A 22,215-nucleotide genomic window follows, 5' to 3' on the forward strand; every position below is an offset into this window, starting at 1 on the left:
GAGAAGAGAGAAGCAATGCCAAAACGTACCGATATAAAAAGTATTCTTATCCTAGGTGCCGGTCCAATTGTAATTGGTCAGGCGTGTGAATTCGATTATTCAGGTGCTCAAGCCTGTAAAGCCCTTCGTGAAGAAGGCTACCGTGTGATCCTGGTTAACTCTAATCCAGCCACTATTATGACCGACCCTGAAATGGCCGATGCGACATATATCGAGCCAATTCACTGGGAAGTTGTACGCAACATTATTGCTAAAGAGCGTCCAGATGCCATTCTACCTACAATGGGTGGACAAACGGCACTGAACTGCGCACTTCAGCTTGAAGCGAAAGGCGTACTAAAAGAATTTAACGTTGAAATGATTGGCGCAACAGCTGACGCGATTGATAAAGCAGAAGACCGTAGCCGTTTTGATAAAGCCATGAAATCTATCGGATTAGATTGTCCACGTGCGGGTATTGCCCACAATATGGATGAAGCCTATGGCGTTCTCGATATGGTAGGTTTCCCGTGTATTATTCGTCCATCATTCACCATGGGTGGCAGCGGTGGCGGTATTGCATACAACAAAGAAGAGTTTGAAGAGATTTGTTCTCAAGGCTTAGATTTGTCGCCAACTAACGAGTTATTGATTGATGAATCATTAATTGGTTGGAAAGAATACGAGATGGAAGTGGTTCGTGACCGCAACGATAACTGTATTATCGTGTGTGCGATTGAAAACTTCGACCCAATGGGTGTTCACACTGGTGACTCAATCACAGTCGCACCAGCGCAAACCTTAACCGATAAAGAATATCAATTAATGCGTAATGCTTCTTTAGCAGTACTGCGCGAGATTGGTGTTGAAACCGGTGGTTCAAACGTACAGTTTGGTATTTGTCCTAAAACCGGTCGTATGGTGATTATTGAAATGAACCCGCGTGTGTCGCGCTCATCTGCACTAGCCTCAAAAGCGACAGGTTTCCCGATTGCTAAAATCGCCGCTAAGTTAGCGGTTGGTTTTACCCTTGATGAGCTAAGTAACGATATTACTGGTGGTAAAACACCAGCATCGTTTGAGCCTGCAATCGATTACGTTGTGACTAAAATTCCACGCTTTAACTTTGAAAAGTTTGCCGGTGCCAATGACCGTCTAACAACGCAAATGAAATCTGTGGGTGAAGTGATGGCTATTGGTCGTACTTTCCAAGAGTCATTGCAAAAAGCATTACGTGGTCTTGAAGTAGGCCGTAGTGGTTTCGACCCGATTGTCGATTTACAATCACCTGAAGCCATGCAAACAATCCGTCATGAATTAAAAGAGCCTGGTTGTGACCGTATTTGGTACATAGCTGATGCGTTCCGTGCAGGTTTAAGCCGTGATGACATTTTCACGTTAACTAACATTGATCACTGGTTCTTGATTCAAATCGAAGATTTGATTGCCCAAGAAGCAAAAGTGGCTGAGTTAGGCATGTCAGGTTTAGAGCAAAACTTTTTACGCCAATTAAAGCGTAAAGGTTTCTCTGATGTACGTTTAGCTGACGTACTTGGCGTGAATGAAAGCGAAATTCGTAAGTTACGTCAACGTCACGAAATTCACCCTGTTTATAAGCGTGTAGATACCTGTGCGGCGGAATTCTCAACCGATACCGCTTACATGTACTCCACGTATGAAGAAGAGTGTGAAGCGAACCCATCAAATCGTGAAAAAATCATGGTATTAGGTGGTGGTCCTAACCGTATCGGTCAAGGTATTGAGTTCGATTACTGTTGTGTTCATGCGGCGTTAGCTTTGCGTGAAGACGGCTATGAAACCATCATGGTTAACTGTAACCCAGAAACGGTTTCAACCGACTACGATACTTCAGATCGCCTCTATTTCGAACCAGTAACTCTTGAAGACGTATTAGAAATTGTTCGTATCGAAAAGCCAAAGGGCGTTATCGTTCAATATGGTGGCCAAACGCCACTTAAACTTGCGCGTGAACTAGAAGCCGCCGGTGTGCCAATTATTGGTACTAGTCCTGATGCGATTGACCGTGCAGAAGACCGTGAGCGCTTCCAGCAAGCGATTCAACGTCTTGGTATGAAGCAGCCTGAAAACGCAACGGTAACAACGGTTGAAAGTGCGGTTATCGAAGCTGAAAAAATTGGTTACCCGCTAGTGGTTCGTCCATCGTATGTATTAGGTGGCCGTGCGATGGAAATCGTATACGACAAGCAAGATTTACTGCGCTACTTTAATGAAGCCGTTAAAGTCTCTAACGCATCACCCGTATTACTTGATCACTTCTTAGATGATGCGATTGAAGTGGATATTGATGCAGTATGTGATGGCGAGACCGTGGTTGTTGGCGCGATTATGGAGCACATTGAACAAGCAGGCGTTCACTCTGGTGACTCTGCTTGCTCATTACCTCCATACAGCTTAAGCGCAGATATTCAGGCACAAATGCGTGAGCAAGTCTCTAAGTTAGCATTCGAGTTAGGTGTTATTGGCTTAATGAACGTCCAGTTTGCGGTGAAAGATAACGAAATCTATATGATTGAAGTTAATCCACGAGCAGCGCGTACCGTTCCATTTGTGTCTAAAGCGACTGGCGTTCCGTTAGCTAAAATTGCTGCACGAGTGATGGCTGGCCAAAGCTTAAAATCGCAAAACTTCACTAAAGAAGTTATCCCGCCATTCTTCTCGGTAAAAGAAGTGGTGTTACCTTTCAATAAATTCCCTGGCGTTGACCCTTTATTAGGGCCTGAAATGCGTTCAACAGGTGAAGTGATGGGTGTGGGTGAAACCTTCGCTGAAGCGTATGCTAAAGCGCAGTTAGGTGCGACGTCTGAAGTGCCTAAATCAGGGCGTGCTTTATTATCTGTTCGTAACAGTGATAAAAAGCGTGTTGCTGCACTTGCCGCTAAGTTAATTGAGCTTGGTTACGAGATTGATGCAACCCATGGTACCGCAGTTGTGTTAGGTGAAGCGGGTATTAACCCTCGTTTGGTGAACAAAGTTCATGAAGGCCGTCCACATATTCTTGACCGTATCAAGAACGATGAGTACACCTACATTGTTAACACTACTGAAGGTCGTCAGGCGATTGAAGATTCACGTCAAATCCGTCGCGGTGCATTACGTTATAAAGTGAATTACACCACAACATTGAATGCTGCTTTTGCTACATGTCTTGCGCATGCGGCAGATGACCGTACCAATGTAAACTCGGTGCAAGAGTTGCATAAACGTATCACTGGCTAGTTTTTAGCGAGCATACATTGTAAAGAGCCTTCATTTTGAAGGCTTTTTTTATGAGCGCCATTTAACTTAAGTTACAAACCTTAGTTATAATGATAATGGTTATCAATATTATGTGTATGAATTTAAAGGAAAATTTGCAATTTATGGTCTGTTGCACTATCCTGTTCGACATTGATCCAGATCAAGTTTTGCTATCAAGGACATCATTATGAAAGGTCACCCAAAAGTCATCAGTCAGTTAAATCGCGTATTAACCTTTGAACTGACAGCGATTAACCAATACTTCCTACATGCGCGTATGTTTAAGCATTGGGGTTTAGAGAAGCTAAACGAAAAAGAATACAAAAAATCGATTCAGGATATGAAGCACGCTGACAAACTCATTGAGCGTGTACTGTTTCTTGAAGGTCTACCCAATTTACAGCAACTTGATAAGCTGCGTATTGGTGAAGAAGCTGAAGAAATGTTGAGCTGCGATAAAGAAGCGGTAACAGAGCAAATTGCGGTACTCCGCGACGTGATCAAATTGTGTGAAACAGAACAAGACTACGTAACCCGTGATTTACTTGAAGACTTGCTTGAAGATGAAGAAGAGCATTTAGATTGGATTGAGTCTCAGCAAGAGCTTATCGGCCAGACTGGCATCCAAAACTATCTTCAATCACAAATTAAAGATTAATAGCACAATATTATGTCACCTCGATTAGCGTTAAAAGCTACTTAAAGGTGGAGATGAAGCAGGGCATATAGTTTGGATTGAGATACAGGCATTGATTGCTCAACCTCATATTAAATACCTGATTCAATCACAAATTTAAGACGAATAGGACAAGATTATGAAAGGCAATCCAGAAGTCATTGACGCACTAAACAGCTTATTAACAGGCGAACTATCAGCAATGGATCAATATTTTGTCCATGCTCATATGTACGAAGATTGGGGATTTGATGAGTTATATACTCGTATTCTTCATGAGTCTGACGACGAGAAAGTCCATGCAGCTAAATTAGTGCAGCGCATTCTGTTTTTAGAAGGCACGCCAGATGTTGCTAGCCGTGAAGCGCTAAACATCGGTAAAGATGTGCAAGAAATGCTAAAAAATGACTTACAGTATGAATACAAAGTTGCTGACGATTTACGTAAAGTTATTAAGCTATGTGAAGAAAAAGGCGATTACCAAACCCGTGAAATCTTAGAGGTTTTACTTGATGATACTGAGTCTGATCACATGTACTGGTTAGAAAAGCAATTACGTTTAATTGAGCGTGTTGGTTTACAAAACTATCTACAAACTAAAATGTAATTTATTGGTTTAACCCTACATTTTAATTTAAAGCCCAATGTCGCAAGACATTGGGCTTTTTATTTATGTCAGTCACTTTATAAAATATCAGCCGATACCGATATTATTGGCTTGCATATAGCTCAGTAAGTGTTGAGCATCTAAATCTGCTGATTTTGCTAACCCAGTCGCCACGCCTTGTTGATCCGCTAAGGAGCGATGTTGGCCTAGTTTCTGTTTTGCCTGTAATTCGCTAATCACAATTTTAAACCCGACAATACCTTTGGTGAGTTTGTCTTGAAATGCTTGGGGAATAAAGCCCTCATTCGTGTCTGAGGATGACTCGAGTAAACTGGGTTCATATTTATCAATAGTGGCATTGAGCATCGCTAAGGTTGTCTTATCATCGGTTAACTCTAGCACCCCTTTGGCATGAACAGTAATATAGTTCCAAGTTGGTACTGCCGGATAAGCGTCATACCAGGTTGGTGAAATATACGCGTGCGGACCATTGAAAACACACAGAACCGAGCGGCCGACGATGTTTTTCCAGTGTGGGTTTGTTCTGGCAAAGTGGCCATACAACACGCCATATTCTGTCGTTGATGGCTCAAGCAATAGCGGTAGGTGTGATGCTTCTAAATCGCTTGAAACAATCAAGGCAAAACCATGTTGTTGAATAAATTTTTGAATATCGCTGGTTGCTGTCATTTTCCATTTTTCAGGCACATGCATAGGTTTACGTCCATTGTAATAAGTTGATTGAGCATCATAGAGACTTAGGCGTAACATGCAATGGGTTCACTCTTCTAAATATTACATCCGTTACCTTGAGTTATTTGATAACTTGTTAGCCACCCTCATATTGAATACTGTTTTTATATACAGTATTATCAATCATCCTGATCATTTTTGATAACACTATGCGTAAAATTATTCATATCGACATGGATTGTTACTTTGCCGCAGTTGAAATGCGTGATTTTCCTGAATTGCGTGATAAACCCATTGCAGTAGGTGGACGCAGTGATCGTCGTGGAGTGATCAGTACCTGCAATTATGCGGCTCGTCAATTTGGTGTTCGCTCAGCAATGTCTAGCTATCATGCATTAAAGCTGTGTCCTAACTTGGTATTAGTGCCCGGCCGTATGCAGGTTTATAAAGAGGTATCGCAGCAGATAAGAGAGATATTTAATCGATATAGTGATGTGATTGAACCTTTATCTTTAGATGAGGCATTTCTTGATGTGTCTGATTGCCAGTTACATCACGGTAGTGCCACTTTAATTGCTAAAGCTATTCGAGCAGACATTGAATCCGAAACAGGATTAACGGCATCGGCGGGCGTCGCGCCAATTAAGTTTTTAGCCAAAATAGCATCCGACTTAAACAAACCTAATGGTCAGTATGTGATAACCCCTGATGAAATTCCTGAATTTGTCCGAACCTTGCCATTAAAGAAAATTCCTGGAGTGGGTAAGGTGACGGCGCAAAAGCTGTCGTTGTTAGGGCTAGAAACCTGTGCCGATGTGCAGCAGTATCCTAAAAACAAATTGCTTGAAGCTTTTGGCAAGTTTGGTGCAGTACTTATTGAACGATCCAATGGTATCGATTGTAGGCCGATTACCAGTAATCGAGTAAGAAAGTCGGTAGGGGTCGAAACCACCCTCGCAAAAGACATTTTTACCCTCGCGCAATGTCATCAGGTCATGCCGCAATTAATCCAAGAGTTAGATGCCAGAGTCAGTCGCAGCGCCAAAGACCGGCTGATTAACAAGCAAGTGGTAAAGATTAAATTTAATGATTTTAAGCAAACCACCATAGAACATCGCAGTGCTGAAATGTCAGTTAATCTGTTTTATGACTTATTAGCACAAGCATTAGCGCGCAGTAATGGTAGAGGCATAAGATTGTTAGGGGTAAGTGTTGGCTTGGCTGATATGAATGCGTCGAATGAAAAAAAACTGCAAACTAAGTCAGTTACCCAACTCGATTTGCAGTTTTAAATTCCGCTCACTCAACTGCTGATATTAAAGCTGAGCTAGCGGTACCAGCGGTTTAAGCTTTTTCAGGAATGCGCTCTAATACTGCTAACAATAATTGCCAGTATTGGCCTACGGTTTCAATGTTCACCATTTCATCAGGACTATGTGGGTAGCGAATGGTTGGGCCAATCGATACCATGTCCATTGTAGGGTAGGGTTCTTTAAATAAGCCACATTCAAGACCAGCATGGATCACCATAATGGTTGGGTCTTTCTTGTAAATGTCGTTATAGGTGTCGCGCACAATCGCCATAACCGGCGAGCTGTTATCCGGCTTCCAGCCAGGGTAAGCCCCACTGAACTCAATGCTGGCACCCGCTAAATTAGCCAACGCATTTAACATGCCTTGCACTTCATCACGACCCGAATCAATTAATGAACGAATTAAGCATAATATTTCAACGCTTTCTTGTTCAGTATTTATCACGCCCACGTTTAACGATGTTTCTGTAACGCCTGCAACTTCATCACTCATGCGCATCACGCCATTGGGGCAAGCATGTAAGAAATCGATTAAACAGTTTTGCGCATCTTCACCCATCACTTTCGCTGGGGCGTCAATTGATGCAAGGGTCAGTAGCATGCTTGGATCAGCAATCGCTAACTCTGCACGCACTACGGCTTGAAAGTCACTGATAGCTTGTTTTAAGGCATCAACATTTTCAGCAGGTAACATAAAGCTAATGCTGGCTTCACGAGGGATGGCATTACGCAGTGAACCACCGGTGAAATCGACTAATTCTAGGGCTAATTCATCGCTATATTTAAATAAGAATCGCGCCAGTAATTTATTCGCATTACCACGACCAAGGTGAATGTTTACCCCAGAGTGGCCGCCTTTAATACCCGACAATGTGAGTTTAAATGATTGGTTGCTTAATTCAGGTGCTTGCCATGACAAGGGCACAGATATCTGCGCATCCACACCGCCAGCACAACCCATGTAGATCTCACCTTCCTGTTCAGAGTCGGTGTTGATCAAAATCTCTGCGTCTAAGTAACCCGCTTCTAATCCAAAAGCGCCCGTCATGCCGGCTTCTTCATCAATGGTTAATAACACTTCTAGTGGACCGTGTTTAATGTCATCGCTGGCGAGCACAGCTAAAGCAGATGCCATACCAATACCATTATCTGAACCTAAGGTAGTGCCTTTAGCTTTTACCCATTCGCCATCAACATAGGCTTCAATGGGATCTTTTTCAAAGTCATGCACTTTGTCGGCATTCTTTTGTGGCACCATATCAATGTGTGCCTGAAGCACAACAATTTTGCGGTTTTCCATGCCTGGTGTGGCAGGCTTGCGGATAATAAGATTACCGACTTTGTCTTCAACAACGCTAAGACCTTTACCTTTTGCCCATTGCTGAATGTGATTTGATAATGCTTGTTCATGCTTAGATGGGTGGGGAATAGCACAAATTTGTTCGAACCATTGCCATAGAGGTTGTGGGTATAATTGGTTTAATGCGGTCACGGAACGTCCTCAATCTGAATAAATATGGCATTATTCTACCATAGGCTGTTTAAATGCCATTGTGACACAGCGGGTTTTTCTTCGACGTATAAACGCTATTATGTAAATATTAATTAACTTTAAAAGCTGATGTAATCTTAAAAAAGTTTACTCGCTTCCATCGCCATAGTGACAACAAGAATAAGGAAAAATCATGTTTCAGGTACCTGTTATTGATGTAAATAACGATCAAGCGATTTTTGATGGAGAGGGTTTTGATGCCGTTGTGGTCGTTACCCCTAATCTTAATGACGTTGCCCAACAAGAAATTACTTTGTTGGCCGACCATGCCAAGCAAATTGATCATCGGGTTGGTAAACAAGCCACCTTATTATTTGCTCCAGGATTGGCTGGTGGACGCTTGATTATCGCGCCAGTCAACGGAGATGATGACTACGCCGACGTGCGTATTTATGCTAAAGCCGCCAAAGAAGGTATTACGATTGCTAAAGATGCTGGGGCCAAAAAACCTTTGTTAATTGTGGCTGTATCAAAAGATCATCGGTTCAGTTTTGCAACTGAAGTCGCCGCGCTGGCATGTGGACAAGCGTTATGGCAACCCCTTGAAACCCGCGAAGCCCAATCATTATTACCGGCTTTTAATGCGATAGGTGTTATGAGCAGTCTACCCAAAAGTGATGTGTTAAATGCCCTAGAAGCGGGCAGAGTGTTAGCGCGTGATTTATGTGGCACTGAGCCAGAGCGCATGAGTGCGATTCATTTTGCCGATTACTGTGTTGAGTCTTTTAAAGACAGTGGTCTTGATGTTGCCGTTGTTGAGGACAAAAACACTTTACTCAAAGATTACCCTTTGCTGAGTGCGGTTGGCCGCAGTTCTTTTGATGTAGCAAGGCATCATCCACGGGTGGTGAAACTGGCATATACCGGTGAAGGGCAGATAACCAAAACCTTGTTATTTGCAGGTAAAGGCGTGGTATACGATACCGGCGGCGCGGATATTAAAATAGCCGGTGGTATGGCAGGCATGAGCCGCGATAAAGGTGGCGCAGCTGCGGTTGCGGGGTTAATGAAAACATTATCACTGCTTAAACCTAAGGGGATTAAGGTTATTGCAGAGTTAGGTTTAGTGCGCAATAGCATTGGCAGCGAAGCGTTTGTTACCGATGAAATTATAACAAGTCATGCTGGCGTGCGGGTGCGTATCGGTAATACCGATGCAGAAGGGCGCTTAGTACTGGCCGACTTATTATCACATCTACGTATTCAAGCAAGCCAAGCTACAGCCCCAAGCTTGTTCTCGGTGGCCACATTAACGGGGCACGTTGTTCGCGCTTACGGCGGTTATAGTGCCTTAGTTGAAAATGCCGTGGCCAAACAGCAAGGCGTTGCTGCAAAGCTGCAACAGATTGGTCAACAATGGGCTGAACCTTTTGAGGTGTCTTATTTACGCCCTGAGGATTTCGATAAAGTCGCAGATAAAAATGGCGCAGCCGATGTGATCTCATCTAATAATGGACCTTCATCTGTTACCGCACGTGGTCATCAATATCCTGCTGCCTTTTTATTAAAAGCATCAGGGTTAGATTTACATGGTTTGCAAAGTGATTTACCGCTGAGTTATACCCATATCGACATCGCAGGCAGTGCGACAGAAGGTGACCCTTTATACGGTAAACCGACAGCACAACCTTTGGTTGCTTTATTACATTTTGCCAATGATTGATTCGTTGATATTTTTTGATTAAATAACAGTAACTTGCTGCAATGTTAATGTTTTGATCTGTAATTGTTAAAACCTTTATTTTGTAATGATATTACCTAATAAAGGTTTTTTATGATTAAGATCAAAAAATACTTGTAATTTAATTACAGTTTCGTATAATGTTTCTCGTTGGCTGGCGTGACGCCGTCAATACTAGTAAATCCAGGATGGATGTTATCTCCAAGGAAAAGAGTGAAAGAAAGTTGTCTCAATGGATTGAGAAAAAGTAAGTTCCACGGACCAGAGCCACTACTAGGTTTAACAACTTTAATTTGGAGAATGTATTATGTCTTATTTAGGCAATGGCAAAATTTATTGGCAGAACACTTGGATTAACCCAGAGGTTTTGCGTGGCGGTCTATTCGCCATGAAGTTTTAAATCGCTTTACTTATTTCCGTTTGACTATTCACCACCTTTTTTTCGTCGTTTTGACGTTTTGACTCGGGTAATTGATCAACTTGATTGATTCCCTTATCACTCCCCCAAGTGATACTAGCTTTCCTTTTCCCCAATTGGATGCTTGATACATGTCAGCCTACTCTTATGAGTAGGCTTTTTTTTGTCTGTTGTTTATGTCCCCAAAGTTTGTTGTCCTTCGAATGAAGGTTTGGCATTTTTTATTTAGCTGGGTGGCGTTGGGCAGCATTGGTAATGTTTGGTTTAGTGTCTATCTGAGTTGGTGTTGGTTGTGTCTGTTTGTGCTTTTACCTTTATGGTAATCAATTGCCTGCAGCATGCTTATGTGCAGATACTGCTTCGGGACGCTGTACGCCATCCATGGCCGCTTAAAGAAAACGTCCCTGTTTTCGATACCCTCAGCCGTATCTACACTGGGTCATTTTATCTCTTCGATTTAGCATCATTTGTTATAAGTTTTGATTTGAAAGATAGCTTGGTTTTGCCCCAAGGTTTGTTTGGAATATGGCCTCAATTCAAATTATGCAACCCATCTTTAAATGCAGACGACCAATGATGCAAAATCGAAAATACAAAATATCAGCTAGTGGTCAGCCTAGGGCAGGCAATTGTTTGGATTACCGTTATGGCCTACTGTGACTTAATCAACAAAAATCAAAGTAAAATATTGAATTTAAAATATAAACTAGGTTAAATTATAAAAACTTAAGGACAGAGTTGGGTAATCTCGAACATAATCATCGAGCACGCCATTTAGGGAAGAAGAAGCCATTCAATAACTTGAAACGCTCGACTCCCTTTTTAATGTTTACTCAACCCCACTAATTTCACTAATTTCACTAATTTCTATGTTTGATAAATTCGTCCGCTTTCATTTATACAGTTGTAATGGTTTTCGGCAGATTGACGAAATATAAGGTCAAAAATCATTCATAAGTAGTAGGTGTTATTGAAGCGAGGGTTTTGTAAGGTGTTAATTTTTATAATGTTTTTCAGCAAGTAAGTAGAAAAATAATATTGAAAAACATTTTGCACGCTTTGTTTTGCGATTTTTGAAATAAAAAGTGCTTTACATCAATAAGATAGCAAATTTAGGATGTTATTAATCAATAACTTGAATGGCCGACATTGAATGATGCGCCGTTCAATAAGCTGTTACACGTTAAGCCATATCGCCATATTGCAATATATAGGATGTAGATTTGAAACCCGAACTATCAATAAAGCTAGATTACTTAGAAAAGCGGCAGAATCCAGCCGAAGTATTTGAAGCCATGGCTTTGTATATCAATGCCTACCGTGATTTTGGGCAACTTCTAAGTTGTTCAGTTGGAATAACTACAGATTTTGATTTTGAGCTTAATGGCATAGAGAAAGGCTCAATTCTTAGTAAGTTAACCGCAATTCCAGGTAAAATAGATCAGATTTTTGAGGCTGCATTTTATAATTCTGGAAATGAATTGTTTAAAGAATTAACAGATGTCGACGTGACAGAAAGTGAAGAGCAGGTAGAGGGATTAGCCGCCGATATAGAAACATCTTTAGCTGAAAATTTACCTAATCAAATAGCAGATCCGCATATTGACAGGCAAGGACTTGCTAGTGTCTTACAAAAATTCTCCGTCGCTAACCAAAAAATTAAAGATGGCGAATCTGTCATTATAAAAAATGGAGATAAAGAAGAACATGAATGCAAGTTAAACACCTCGTGGCGTTTTAATGGCAATCCAAAAGAAATGTTTCTAGGCGAGACCAATAGTCAAGAATTCGATGATCGCCTTTATGTCAAAGTATCAGTAAATGAAGGAAACTCTGTATGGTCTTTTCGGAGTTTATCGTCGAATAAAGGGTTTAGCGCAAGAATAACCCATAAAGATTGGTTGGAAAGGTATCAAGATGGTTTAGTTCCCCCAATAGGTCCTAAAGATATAATAGAGGCAAAGGTTGCATTAGACATTTACACTCCTCCTAAAGGTAAAGGGCAGCAACAAATTAGAAATGCTAAAATAATCAGCATTACGAATATCACGCGATTTAACGGTCATCAATATGAGTTGTACTCTTAGTTCTCAAGAAAGAAAAGCTACCTTTGCCGAGCTAAAGGCGGAATATCTATACATTGCCATTCCTTTTCTTCTATTAATTGCAGTTAAACTTTATATTGCAACGTGGCAAGAAATTATACTTGCGCCTGAATGGTCGTTAGCAGCGTGTTTGATCTTTGGTCAAATTACATCGAAAGTTTCTAAAGCGGTAGCTTCAGTGAGTACTAAAACTAGTGAGCAACACTTTGGCTGGTATACGGCGAAGAGGTTCTTACTAGTTGTAATATCAATAGCTTTATATTTTGGAATGTTAGCTATGCCAACAATTGAATTAGGAACTTTACAAATTATTGTGTTTGTTCTAGCTAGCTTTTTTCATTTTAAAGATGGATTTACAACTAAGTTACTTCAGAAAAACGTGTAACAAGGCATTTAAATGGAACAAAAACAGTGGGTTACGTTTCGCTTCGCTACACATTTTAACCCACTATTTTTGTCCGCTTAATGCGGCGTTAGGCATCAAGTTGGAGTTACAAATGTTCACCTATTTCAAGAAAAACTTTGCTATTACCTCTAGTTTCATTGTTTTGATCGGAGCCGTAATAACTTTTTTAGCAATGTTTTTTTCTAATTTCAATGGCGAAGTGTCAAATAGTCAACAAGACTGGGGAGCTTTTGGTAGCTATATAAGTGGTACAATTGGAGTATTAGCCGCTTGTCTTGCAGTTGTCTGGTTAATGATTTCTGTGCACTTACAGAAAGTAGAACTACAACATTTAAAAAGTGAATTGGCGTCATCAGCAGATGAACAAAAAAAACAAACATATATAAGTGCACTTACTGCGCTTATAAGTTCAAGTCGCCAAGCTATAACTGAATACCAAAATGATTTGATGGCTTTGAATAATGGCAGTAAACATCTCCATCCAATGGTTGATAAAGTTGGGTTATTTATGAGCATTGATGAAGAATCGATGAAATTAAAATTCTATCAAGAACAGATTGCTATATACCTTAAAGAGCAATATGTAGATCCGTACCCCAATAAAGGATCAAGTACGGTAAATGACGACATACCATTTTAAATGCCTAACGAATAAGGATAGGCCGCGCGCAGCCGCGTCCTTATCCCAAGTGTTGAACAAGCCCGTATAAAACATGGCCACCCAAAATTAATGGCTAAATAACGAACAGTCAACTACGCTTTATTTACCCTTTCAAAATGGTAATTGAAGATGGCCAGACCAAGACAAACTATCGTTAGCCTAGAAGATACGCCTTACTATCACTGTTGTTCTCGAGTGGTGCGTAAGGCTTTTTTGTGCGGCATTGATAAATCTACTGGTGATAACTTTGAGCATCGGCGTGAGTGGGTTGATTCACGTATCCTTGAATTAGCGACCATCTTTTCCATTGATATTTGTGCCTATGCCGTGATGAGTAATCATTTGCATGTGGTGTTAAAAGTTGATGCTGACAAAGCAAAAGGTTGGTCAGATAAAGACGTACTGCTGCAATGGCACAAAGGCTTTAAAGGCACGCTGTTAACCCATAAGTTTTTAAAAGGGGAAGACCTCAATCAATTTGAGCGTCAAACCGTCAATGAATGCATTACCGAATACCGTAAACGCTTAATTGATATCAGTTGGTTTATGCGCTCACTCAGTGAGCCGATAGCCAGAATGGCCAACAAAGAAGATAAATGCACAGGACGATTCTGGGAAGGGCGCTTTAAATCTCAAGCACTACTTGATGAAGCTGCAGTATTAGCCTGTATGGCCTATGTCGATTTAAACCCTATCCGCGCTAAAATGGCTGCAACCCCCGAAACCTCAGACTACACCAGTATTCAGCGCCGTATTCACTCAGCCGTAAAAGGAGAGCAACCATTAGAGTTATTACCTTTTGTAGGTAATGAGCGCTTAAACATGCCTAACGGGCTAATGTTCAGCGTTAAAGAGTACATCGTACTGGTTGAAGATACAGGTCGTATCATTCGAGAAGATAAGCGCGGCGCCATTAGCTCAAGCAGCCAGGACATACTGAATAGACTCAACATACCAGAAGAAAACTGGCTTAAAATCACCTCAGAATTTGGCGCATTATTCAAAGGCGCAGTAGGGGCATTACCTGCCTTAACCGAATACTGTGAGCATTTAGATAGAAAACGGCGACAAGGTGCTTCAAATTGCCAGCGCTGGCTGTGCGCTTAGCCGTTAACCGTTCATAAACGTTAGCTTTCCTCCAAATAGCTTTTCAAGTCATACTTGATTGATATCAAGATTTTCTGCTGGGTGGAATTCACTAGATGACTAATCAACGACTAATTTCGTGCTAATTTTTCAATCATATCGATTTCAATAATTGGATTGAGCACCTAGAAAAGAACTGTCGTAAAAGAAATCAAAACGAGTTATGTTATTTTCTTAAGAATGGGTGGCTATGTTTTTACTTTACCAATAAGAGAAGTAAGGTTGTACCTGGTGAAGAAAGGTATTACGAGAAATTGTTATGTGAAAAACCGCGCGACTGGGCTTACGAGGAAGAAGAGCGATTGTTCAGGGCGTTTTTAAGCAAGGAAAGTTGTCTGAGTAAAGATGCTTACGGTGCGGATGTCATATTAACTGATTTACCTGAAAACGCGATCAAATCGATATATATTGGCTACTATACTACTGAAAATACAAAGAAAAGAATCATATCAGCTATAAAAGCCAACGAAATATCATGCAATATATTTCAGGCTAGTGTGTCATTGGATGAATACAAAATTGAATTCAGAGATTACGTTTCAACATAATTTGCCCAAAACGAGTTTAAGATTGGTATATCTTGAGGTAAAGCATTTAGCATTCCCCCTCAAAAATGTCATATCACCTTCAATAGAATGGCCAAATTCTTTATTCCACTACAACCACAACAAACATTATGTTTACATTTTAAAGGGAGTTAACAATGGCAAATTTAGCCCAATTACTAGATTTAGTAAGCGATTATGAGAAAAAATATCGAGGAGAAGGGTTAGAGCCTTTCAAATATGTTAAGCCATACAAGCTTGGCTGCAAAGAATTTTGGCCTGAGGTTACAACTACGCATAAAGGGGTTTACGGGATTTTCAGTAACGATGATTTACTTTATATAGGTAAAGTGACTGGCAAAACGAGAGTTTTGTGTCACAGAATGAATGATTATTTTGTTATTCGAAGTGATTTTACTTATGGTGGCGCTAAGGATAATTGGTCACAAGAGCCTACCCATTTTGTTGCGTGGGGAGTGCCTGATAAGAGCTTTTTTGAGGCAAGTGCATTAGAGGAGTTCTTAATTGACTCGCTACAAAATGATCTTCCTGATAACACACGCAAATAAAAAATATAACGAATAGGGATAGGCCGCGCAGCCGCGTCCTTATCCCGATTGTTGAACAAGTCAGATCGTATCTTTATATAGTAAATAGCGGTGTGAGCATTCGCGCTGATTGAGGTGGATGATGAACATCTCACTTTTGAGTGAGCCGTAGCAAATTCAATACGCTTTTATATTCAGTATCCTACTCACCTCCTAATATTTACATCTTGCGAAACATCAATCCGTTTACCGTTTAAAAGTGGTATTAGGCGGTCAATGGTGCCATTAAACCCTAACGCTTTTAGCCTCTTATATTTTTTAAGAAATTTGGTAATTCGTTCCCATCATTGAATGGATTAGCGATAGCTACTTCTTTTAAAACACCACAGAGTAAAACTTCGCACCTTGCGTCTGATTGTAAGTTCGTGTGTATTATGTAGTCTAAATCATGCGCTAAACCGCGTAATACGAAACCACATGCCTCTGTTACTTCCATAATATTGGGATCGGCGATATCACCTATTACCACTGCAACAACACCTGTGAGGGTTAAAGATTTTTGTTTTCCTTCGCTGACTAATTTTTCATATCCGGTATAGAGTGAATATGGGGATTCTTTTGCGTTGTCACAAATAATCTTCTGCATTGTTACGGTCGTACCTGTATCCAAAATGCTGTAAACATCATCAAAGCCAACACAAGAAATTGAAAAACCAGTCATCACATGACCGTATGCGCTGATTACTGCACCAAAACAATCAATAGGAAATAACTGCACTCTGTGTTGAGGGGGTATCTCAAGTTGATTATGGATATCGTTAGAATCTGTTGATGATTCATCGCAGGTGAAACAGATCACTTCAGCCTGGTTTCTCGCCCACGTTTTGGAGGTTACACTTTGAGCCTGAGACAATGATTCGGTATTTACATCGACGAGTATAAAGTAGGCTTTATCTTCGGATGTATGTAATGTTACTTCTTCTAAAGCTGATTCAATTGAGGTAGCTTCTAAGTGTGTTATACAACCTTTTTCCCACTCAGAAGCAAACAATGCCATGGCAGAAGATACATCTTTACCACATGTGATAAACACTTTTTCTAAATTCCCGTTGTTCATCGTTATTTCCTTATATTGATATAAGCTTCTAAGTGGACAATCCAGCTTTTTGTAAACAATTTTAATCTATCGATTTCAACTGACTCGCCCTGGATACTTAGTAACGCCATATTAAAGATAAAAACTCCGGTGTTCTTAAGGTTATCGGGCAGTTTGTATGTTCGTAATACAGTTTCAGTGTGTTTAAGGTACCAAGGAGGAGAAAATAATTATCAGCGCCTTGAAAACAAAGGTATTCTATAGCTTTCGTGCTTATCTGTATCCTATGATTGAGAATAAAAGTATGTATTAATAGCTTTTTATCATCAGCGGTAGGACTCGCTATTTTTACTACAACAAAAGAACGAAGCCAATTAAGCCGTTTCCCATTTATACCTAAAAGCTTTGAAAAGTGGGACTGGCTAGTAACTATTACTTTTAAGTATTCATGAGACAAGACATATTCTGTAGCTTCCAAAAACTCAGTCTGAGAACGCTGCTTAAAAGAAAACAAATCAATATCTTCAATGATTACAAACAGATAATGCTTTAATGAACTTCTATATGACTCAAGGCTGTTGTTCTTAATTGCGTTGAGTATGCTTAACACGAAGCAATGAGCGTTTAATACTTTTATCCCTTTTTTGTTATCAACAAAGTTAGAAAGCATTTGATTTATAAGGTGTGTTTTGCCTACGCCACTTTCCCCATAGATATATATAGTTTGTGAAAGTGACAAACCGTTAACAAAATCTGCTACTTTTTTTCTCGCGAATTCATTATTTTGAGCAAGATTACTATGAAGTCTATTGGGTTGGCACGGGGTGAAACTAATTCGTATGGGGTTCATATTGGGTCCAGGCAACTAAGTTATACCCTATAGGGGTTGGAGAACCGAATTGGGGCGGAAAAATTCTAACTGATAATTTGCACCTCAAATTAACTGCTTCACTCTAGACTTGTTCGGAGAAATGAGACAAGCAAGCTAATGAGTGAATGGTGCACTTCGGAACTGTATTCGCGCTCCTTTGCAAAGTTAGAGCATTTCAACTAACAAGCTTTTGTCCAAAAACGATTTAGCTTTTTATTGTCCGATTGATACCCGAAAGGTTAAATCGAAGAGATCAAATAACCAAGTGTAGATGCGGCTGAGGGTATCGAAAACAGGGATGTTTTCGTTAAGCGGTCAGGGATGACGCATAGCGTCCCGAAGCAGTATCTGCACATAAGCGAGCCGCAGGCTTTTAACAACAATGAAGATTCGACTTTAAACACAAATCCCAATTCCAACTCAGCCAAATGTTATAAGCCCAAAATGCCAACACCTTCATTCGAAGGCCTACACACTTTTGTCAAGAAACCAGTTAACTCATGCTCTGCTGTCAGCACCACTATGATTAACCTTTTAGCAAAAGTCTGTTTTCAGGCTTTATAAGGTGTTTTTGCGACCAAAGTATGATTTTATGACATGTTACAGGATATAATTTCGCGGCTTTGAGCATTCGGGGTCAAATTATCGAAATCGCTCAAAATAATAACAATATTAATTAACCTCACCCAAGGAACATGGTTCCATGTTAGAAAAACTATTTAAACTGAAACAAAACAATACCTCGTTAAAACAAGAAGTGGTTGCCGGACTGACTACCTTTTTAACTATGGCTTATATTATCTTTGTTAACCCAATGATGCTTGCTGATGCTGGGATGGATCATGGCGCAGTATTCGTAGCAACGTGTTTAGCTGCTGCGATTGGCTGTTTAATCATGGGATTGTTAGCAAATTACCCTATTGCGTTAGCTCCAGGAATGGGACTTAATGCGTTTTTCACTTACACCGTCGTCGGTGAAATGGGTTACAGCTGGGAAACCGCATTAGGCGCTGTGTTTATGTCTGGTGTCTGCTTTTTAGTGCTGTCTCTGGTTAAAATTCGGGAGTGGATTGTTAACAGTATTCCTATGTCATTGCGATTAGGTATCGCTGCCGGTATCGGTCTGTTTTTAGCCTTAATCGGTCTTAAAAGTGCGGGTATTGTGGTGGCAAGTCCTGCCACGTTAGTCACTATGGGCGATATCACCTCGTTTCCGGCTGTGATGGCATCTCTTGGGTTCTTCCTGATTATTGCTATGGTGCAGCGTGGCTGGAAAGCTGCGGTAATCTTAAGCATCATGATAGTGACGGTTTTAGGCTTGCTATTTGGTGATGTGCAATACAACGGTTTAATGTCATTACCACCTTCTATTGCGCCAACATTCATGAAAATGGATTTATCTAGCGTATTAGAAATCAGTATGATTTCAGTGATTTTTGCCTTCTTGTTTGTCGATCTATTCGATACATCAGGAACCTTAGTTGCTGTGGCTCAACGTGGTGGTTTTTTAGATGATAAAGGGCGTTTACCAAGAGTAAAACGCGCATTAACCGCAGACAGTGTTGCTACCATTACCGGTGCAGCATTAGGCACCTCAACTACAACGAGTTATATCGAAAGTACTGCAGGTGTTAGTGCTGGTGGTCGTACAGGGTTAACCGCCGTTGTGGTTGGTTTACTCTTTTTAGCCGCATTGTTTCTCTCACCTTTGGCTGGAATGGTCCCAGCTTATGCGACTTCAGGGGCATTATTTTATGTCGCCATATTAATGATGTCTGGTCTTATCAATGTTGATTGGGATGACTTAACTGAAGCCGCGCCAGTGGTGGTCACCTGTTTATTGATGCCGTTAACATTCTCGATTGCGAATGCTATCGGTTTCGGCTTTATTTCTTATTTAGTGATAAAGCTGTTAACGGGCCGCATTAAAGATTTAAATGCAGGTGTGGTATTTATTGCCTTGTTGTTTTTGGTGAAGTTTATTTACGGCTAACTTCACTAGATTAGCGCTATTTAATTAAGGGTTATGCAATGCATAACCCTTTTTTATGGCAGATCACAAATAATACTCACTAAAACCCATTTGATTGCAGCTTTATCTAGGAATTCAATGTTGAATTGGGTATAAAAATAGTTCGGAACTTTATCAATCAAATTAGAGAGAAGGCTAAATGGGTTATCGCCGTGTGGTAGTGAAGTTAGGTACCAGTGTACTGACTTCTGGCAGCAAGAAATTAGACAAGGCACATATGGTTGAATTAGCCAGACAAATGGCTAATTTAATGAAGTCTGGTGTCGAAGTAGTGTTATGCACTTCTGGTGCAATTGCCGCAGGACGTGAACATCTGCAATACCCCATTTTGCCCGATACCATGGCGCACAAACAATTGCTTGCTGCTGTGGGGCAAAGTCAATTAATTCTGGCTTGGTCGCAACTGTTCAGTTTATATGGTTTGCATGTAGGACAGCTATTGCTAACCCGTGCAGACTTGCAAGACCGAGAGCGCTACCTCAATGCGCGCGATACGTTAAACGCTTTATTAGATAACAATATTATCCCCATTATTAATGAAAATGATGCGGTAGCAACCAATGAAATCAAAGTTGGCGATAACGATAATTTATCGGCTCGTGCGGCTTTGTTGTGTGATGCAGACCTATTGATTTTACTTACCGATCAAAAAGGCTTGTTTGATGCTGACCCTCGCACAAATCCCAATGCTCAGTTGATCAAACAAGTGGTGAATATTGATGACAGCTTGCGATTATTAGCGGGTGGTTCGGTTTCAGGTTTAGGCACTGGCGGTATGGCGACTAAACTTGAGGCGGCGGATATTGCTAGACGTGCAGGAATAGAAGTGGTGATAGCTTCAGGGCATCATCCCGATGTGATCAATAAAGTGGCTCTGCGAGAGTCTGTAGGTACTCATTTTAGTGCGATAGATTCGCCGTTAGAAAGCCGCAAACAGTGGATTTTAGCCGGTCCTGCTAGCCAAGGTAAGCTGGTTGTGGATGACGGTGCTGCCCGTGCGGTTGTAGAAAGTGGCCGCAGTTTATTGTCAAAAGGGATCACCCGCATTGAAGGGGAATTTGAACGAGGCGCCACCATATTAATCGTGAATACTGATACGCGTGTGTTGGCTAAGGGCATCAGTCGTTATTGCGCGGCAGATTTACGTAAAATCAGCGGTAAACATTCCAACGAAATCGAAGATATTTTAGGTTATGACTATGGTGATGCTGCAGTGCACCGCAATGACATGGTTGTATTAGAAAACAAGGAGAAAGCTCATGTCAGCTAGCCAGGATGACGCCAGCCAAGCACAAATCAATGCATATTTGATTGGTTTAGGTCAACGCGCCAAGGCGGCAAGTTTTACGCTTGCCAGCTTATCGTCTGCCCAGAAAAATAATTTACTCAGTACCATCAGTGAGCGTTTAGCTGACAATGCCAGTGCTATATTGGCCGCCAATGCTAAAGATGTTGCTGCGGCTAAAGCTAATGGCTTAACAGATGCCATGATTGACCGTTTATTGCTTGATGAAGCAAGATTAGCGGGCATTATCGGTGATATTGATAATGTGATAGCGCTGGCAGACCCTATAGGTAAAGAAGCCGCTAGCCAGTTACTTGATAATGGCTTAAGACTCACCCAACGTAGTGTGCCTCTTGGGGTGGTAGGGGTGATTTATGAAGCTCGCCCGAATGTGACCGTTGATATTGCGGTTTTAGCACTGAAAACCGGTAATGCGGTTATCTTACGTGGTGGCAAAGAAACCATAGAGTCTAATAAGGTACTCAGTGACGTTATCCGTGGCGCGCTCAATAGTTTGAATTTACCAGAAGATGCGGTGCAATTAATTGCATCACCAGAACGGGCAATTGTGAGCGGGTTGCTGCGCTTAGATAAATATGTCGATATGATTATTCCGCGTGGAGGCCATAATTTACAACGCTTATGCGCCGAACAATCAAGCATTCCTGTGATTCTGGGCGGAATTGGTATTTGCCATTTATTAGTTGATAAAAAAGCTGATTTGAACCGTGCCGTTGAGGTCATTGCCAATGCTAAAGTGCAACGACCTACCGTGTGTAATGCCCTAGATACTTTGCTAATTGATCAGCAGGTTGCAGAAGTATTTGTACCTCAGGTGGCTGCGCATTTACATAGCCTTGGGGTGAAGTTTTATGTGTGTGAGCAATCTCATGCGTATTTAAGTGGATTAGGCTTTGATATCACACCCGCCGACGATGAGTCGTTTTCGACAGAGTGGTTATCATTAACCTTAGGCATAAAAGTGGTTGCAGATATTGATGCGGCAATTGCTCATATTCGTCAGCATTCAAGTGGCCACTCTGAAGCGATATTAACCGATGACATTCACGCGGCAAGTTACTTTATGAATCAAGTGGATTCAGCTGCGGTATATGTCAACGCTAGCACCCGATTTACTGATGGCGCTCAATTTGGTTTAGGCGCAGAGGTGGCGGTAAGTACCCAAAAACTGCATGCTAGAGGACCAATGGCTCTGGATGCCTTAACCACTTATAAATGGCTTGCGTGGGGGGATTACACCAGCCGAAAATAACCATGGTGTAACGTAGAGATGAAAAAAAGCTTACTCAATAGAGTAAGCT

At 41.1% G+C, this 22,215-nt stretch carries 17 protein-coding genes; 13 read left to right on the top strand and 4 right to left on the bottom strand.

Translation table 11 applies throughout. The features are described from left to right. The first annotated feature begins 15 nt into the window (after window positions 1–15). The 3 genes from carB to bfr (ORI98_RS15590) all read left to right on the top strand — a co-directional run bounded on the left by carB (window position 16) and on the right by bfr (ORI98_RS15590) (window position 4,541). Window positions 16–3,237, top strand: a complete 3,222-nt coding sequence (gene carB, locus ORI98_RS15580; protein WP_306135844.1) for a carbamoyl-phosphate synthase large subunit — start codon at window positions 16–18, stop codon at window positions 3,235–3,237. A gap of 208 nt (window positions 3,238–3,445) precedes the next feature. Beyond that, the gene (bfr, locus tag ORI98_RS15585; protein ID WP_261297475.1) at window positions 3,446–3,916 is read left to right on the top strand and encodes a bacterioferritin; all 471 of its coding nucleotides are present in this window, start codon (window positions 3,446–3,448) and stop codon (window positions 3,914–3,916) included. Window positions 3,917–4,073: 157 nt separating this feature from the next. Continuing rightward, window positions 4,074–4,541, top strand: coding sequence for a bacterioferritin (gene bfr, locus ORI98_RS15590; protein ID WP_261297476.1), 468 nt, complete (start codon window positions 4,074–4,076; stop codon window positions 4,539–4,541). A gap of 87 nt (window positions 4,542–4,628) precedes the next feature. On the opposite strand, the gene ORI98_RS15595 is transcribed toward bfr (ORI98_RS15590), so the two are convergent. After that, window positions 4,629–5,312: an FMN-binding negative transcriptional regulator gene (locus ORI98_RS15595; protein ID WP_306135845.1), complete on the bottom strand. Its 684-nt coding sequence runs from the start codon at window positions 5,310–5,312 to the stop codon at window positions 4,629–4,631. A 131-nt stretch (window positions 5,313–5,443) separates the two neighbouring features. Between ORI98_RS15595 and dinB the strand changes: the two genes are divergently transcribed. Then, window positions 5,444–6,526 carry a DNA polymerase IV gene (gene dinB / locus ORI98_RS15600; protein WP_306135846.1) on the top strand — a complete coding sequence of 361 codons (1,083 nt, stop codon included), beginning with the start codon at window positions 5,444–5,446 and terminating at the stop codon, window positions 6,524–6,526. Window positions 6,527–6,578: 52 nt separating this feature from the next. Here dinB and ORI98_RS15605 read toward each other — a convergent pair whose 3' ends face one another. Next, window positions 6,579–8,039: an aminoacyl-histidine dipeptidase gene (locus ORI98_RS15605; protein ID WP_261297479.1), complete on the bottom strand. Its 1,461-nt coding sequence runs from the start codon at window positions 8,037–8,039 to the stop codon at window positions 6,579–6,581. 193 nt (window positions 8,040–8,232) lie between these two features. On the opposite strand from ORI98_RS15605, the gene ORI98_RS15610 reads away from it, so the two are divergent. The 6 genes from ORI98_RS15610 to ORI98_RS15635 all read left to right on the top strand — a co-directional run bounded on the left by ORI98_RS15610 (window position 8,233) and on the right by ORI98_RS15635 (window position 15,630). Next, window positions 8,233–9,762: a leucyl aminopeptidase family protein gene (locus ORI98_RS15610; RefSeq protein ID WP_306135847.1), complete on the top strand. Its 1,530-nt coding sequence runs from the start codon at window positions 8,233–8,235 to the stop codon at window positions 9,760–9,762. A gap of 1,659 nt (window positions 9,763–11,421) precedes the next feature. Further along, window positions 11,422–12,285 carry a hypothetical protein gene (locus tag ORI98_RS15615; RefSeq protein WP_306135848.1) on the top strand — a complete coding sequence of 288 codons (864 nt, stop codon included), beginning with the start codon at window positions 11,422–11,424 and terminating at the stop codon, window positions 12,283–12,285. Continuing rightward, a complete protein-coding gene (locus ORI98_RS15620; RefSeq protein WP_306135849.1) occupies window positions 12,269–12,688 on the top strand; it encodes a hypothetical protein in 420 nt (139 codons plus the stop codon). The genes ORI98_RS15615 and ORI98_RS15620 overlap by 17 nt, the downstream gene beginning before the upstream one ends. A 112-nt stretch (window positions 12,689–12,800) precedes the next feature. Then, window positions 12,801–13,349, top strand: a complete 549-nt coding sequence (locus tag ORI98_RS15625; RefSeq protein WP_306135850.1) for a hypothetical protein — start codon at window positions 12,801–12,803, stop codon at window positions 13,347–13,349. Between the two features lie 150 nt (window positions 13,350–13,499). After that, the gene (locus ORI98_RS15630; protein WP_306135851.1) at window positions 13,500–14,477 is read left to right on the top strand and encodes a transposase; all 978 of its coding nucleotides are present in this window, start codon (window positions 13,500–13,502) and stop codon (window positions 14,475–14,477) included. A gap of 742 nt (window positions 14,478–15,219) precedes the next feature. Continuing rightward, on the top strand, window positions 15,220–15,630 hold the full coding sequence (locus ORI98_RS15635) for a hypothetical protein (protein ID WP_306135852.1): 411 nt from the start codon (window positions 15,220–15,222) through the stop codon (window positions 15,628–15,630). Window positions 15,631–15,910: 280 nt separating this feature from the next. Here the strand turns inward: ORI98_RS15635 and ORI98_RS15640 are convergent, their stop codons facing one another. Together ORI98_RS15640 and ORI98_RS15645 are read right to left on the bottom strand one after the other, a co-directional pair. Beyond that, the gene (locus ORI98_RS15640) at window positions 15,911–16,726 is read right to left on the bottom strand and encodes a hypothetical protein (protein WP_306135853.1); all 816 of its coding nucleotides are present in this window, start codon (window positions 16,724–16,726) and stop codon (window positions 15,911–15,913) included. A gap of 97 nt (window positions 16,727–16,823) precedes the next feature. Beyond that, the gene (locus ORI98_RS15645; RefSeq protein WP_306135854.1) at window positions 16,824–17,555 is read right to left on the bottom strand and encodes a DnaA ATPase domain-containing protein; all 732 of its coding nucleotides are present in this window, start codon (window positions 17,553–17,555) and stop codon (window positions 16,824–16,826) included. Window positions 17,556–18,279: 724 nt separating this feature from the next. Between ORI98_RS15645 and ORI98_RS15650 the strand changes: the two genes are divergently transcribed. From ORI98_RS15650 to ORI98_RS15660, 3 genes are all read left to right on the top strand, one after another. Further along, a complete protein-coding gene (locus ORI98_RS15650) occupies window positions 18,280–19,569 on the top strand; it encodes an NCS2 family permease (RefSeq protein ID WP_261297482.1) in 1,290 nt (429 codons plus the stop codon). Between the two features lie 178 nt (window positions 19,570–19,747). After that, complete coding sequence (gene proB / locus ORI98_RS15655; RefSeq protein ID WP_261297483.1) at window positions 19,748–20,878, top strand: glutamate 5-kinase; 1,131 nt, start codon at window positions 19,748–19,750, stop codon at window positions 20,876–20,878. Next, a complete protein-coding gene (locus tag ORI98_RS15660; protein ID WP_306135855.1) occupies window positions 20,868–22,166 on the top strand; it encodes a glutamate-5-semialdehyde dehydrogenase in 1,299 nt (432 codons plus the stop codon). Before proB ends, ORI98_RS15660 begins: the two co-directional genes overlap by 11 nt. Window positions 22,167–22,215: the final 49 nt, after the last annotated feature.

Origin of the sequence: Shewanella sp. ULN5, from assembly GCF_030731885.1 — a bacterium.
In the GTDB taxonomy this organism is placed as follows: Bacteria; Pseudomonadota; Gammaproteobacteria; order Enterobacterales; family Shewanellaceae; genus Shewanella; species Shewanella holmiensis.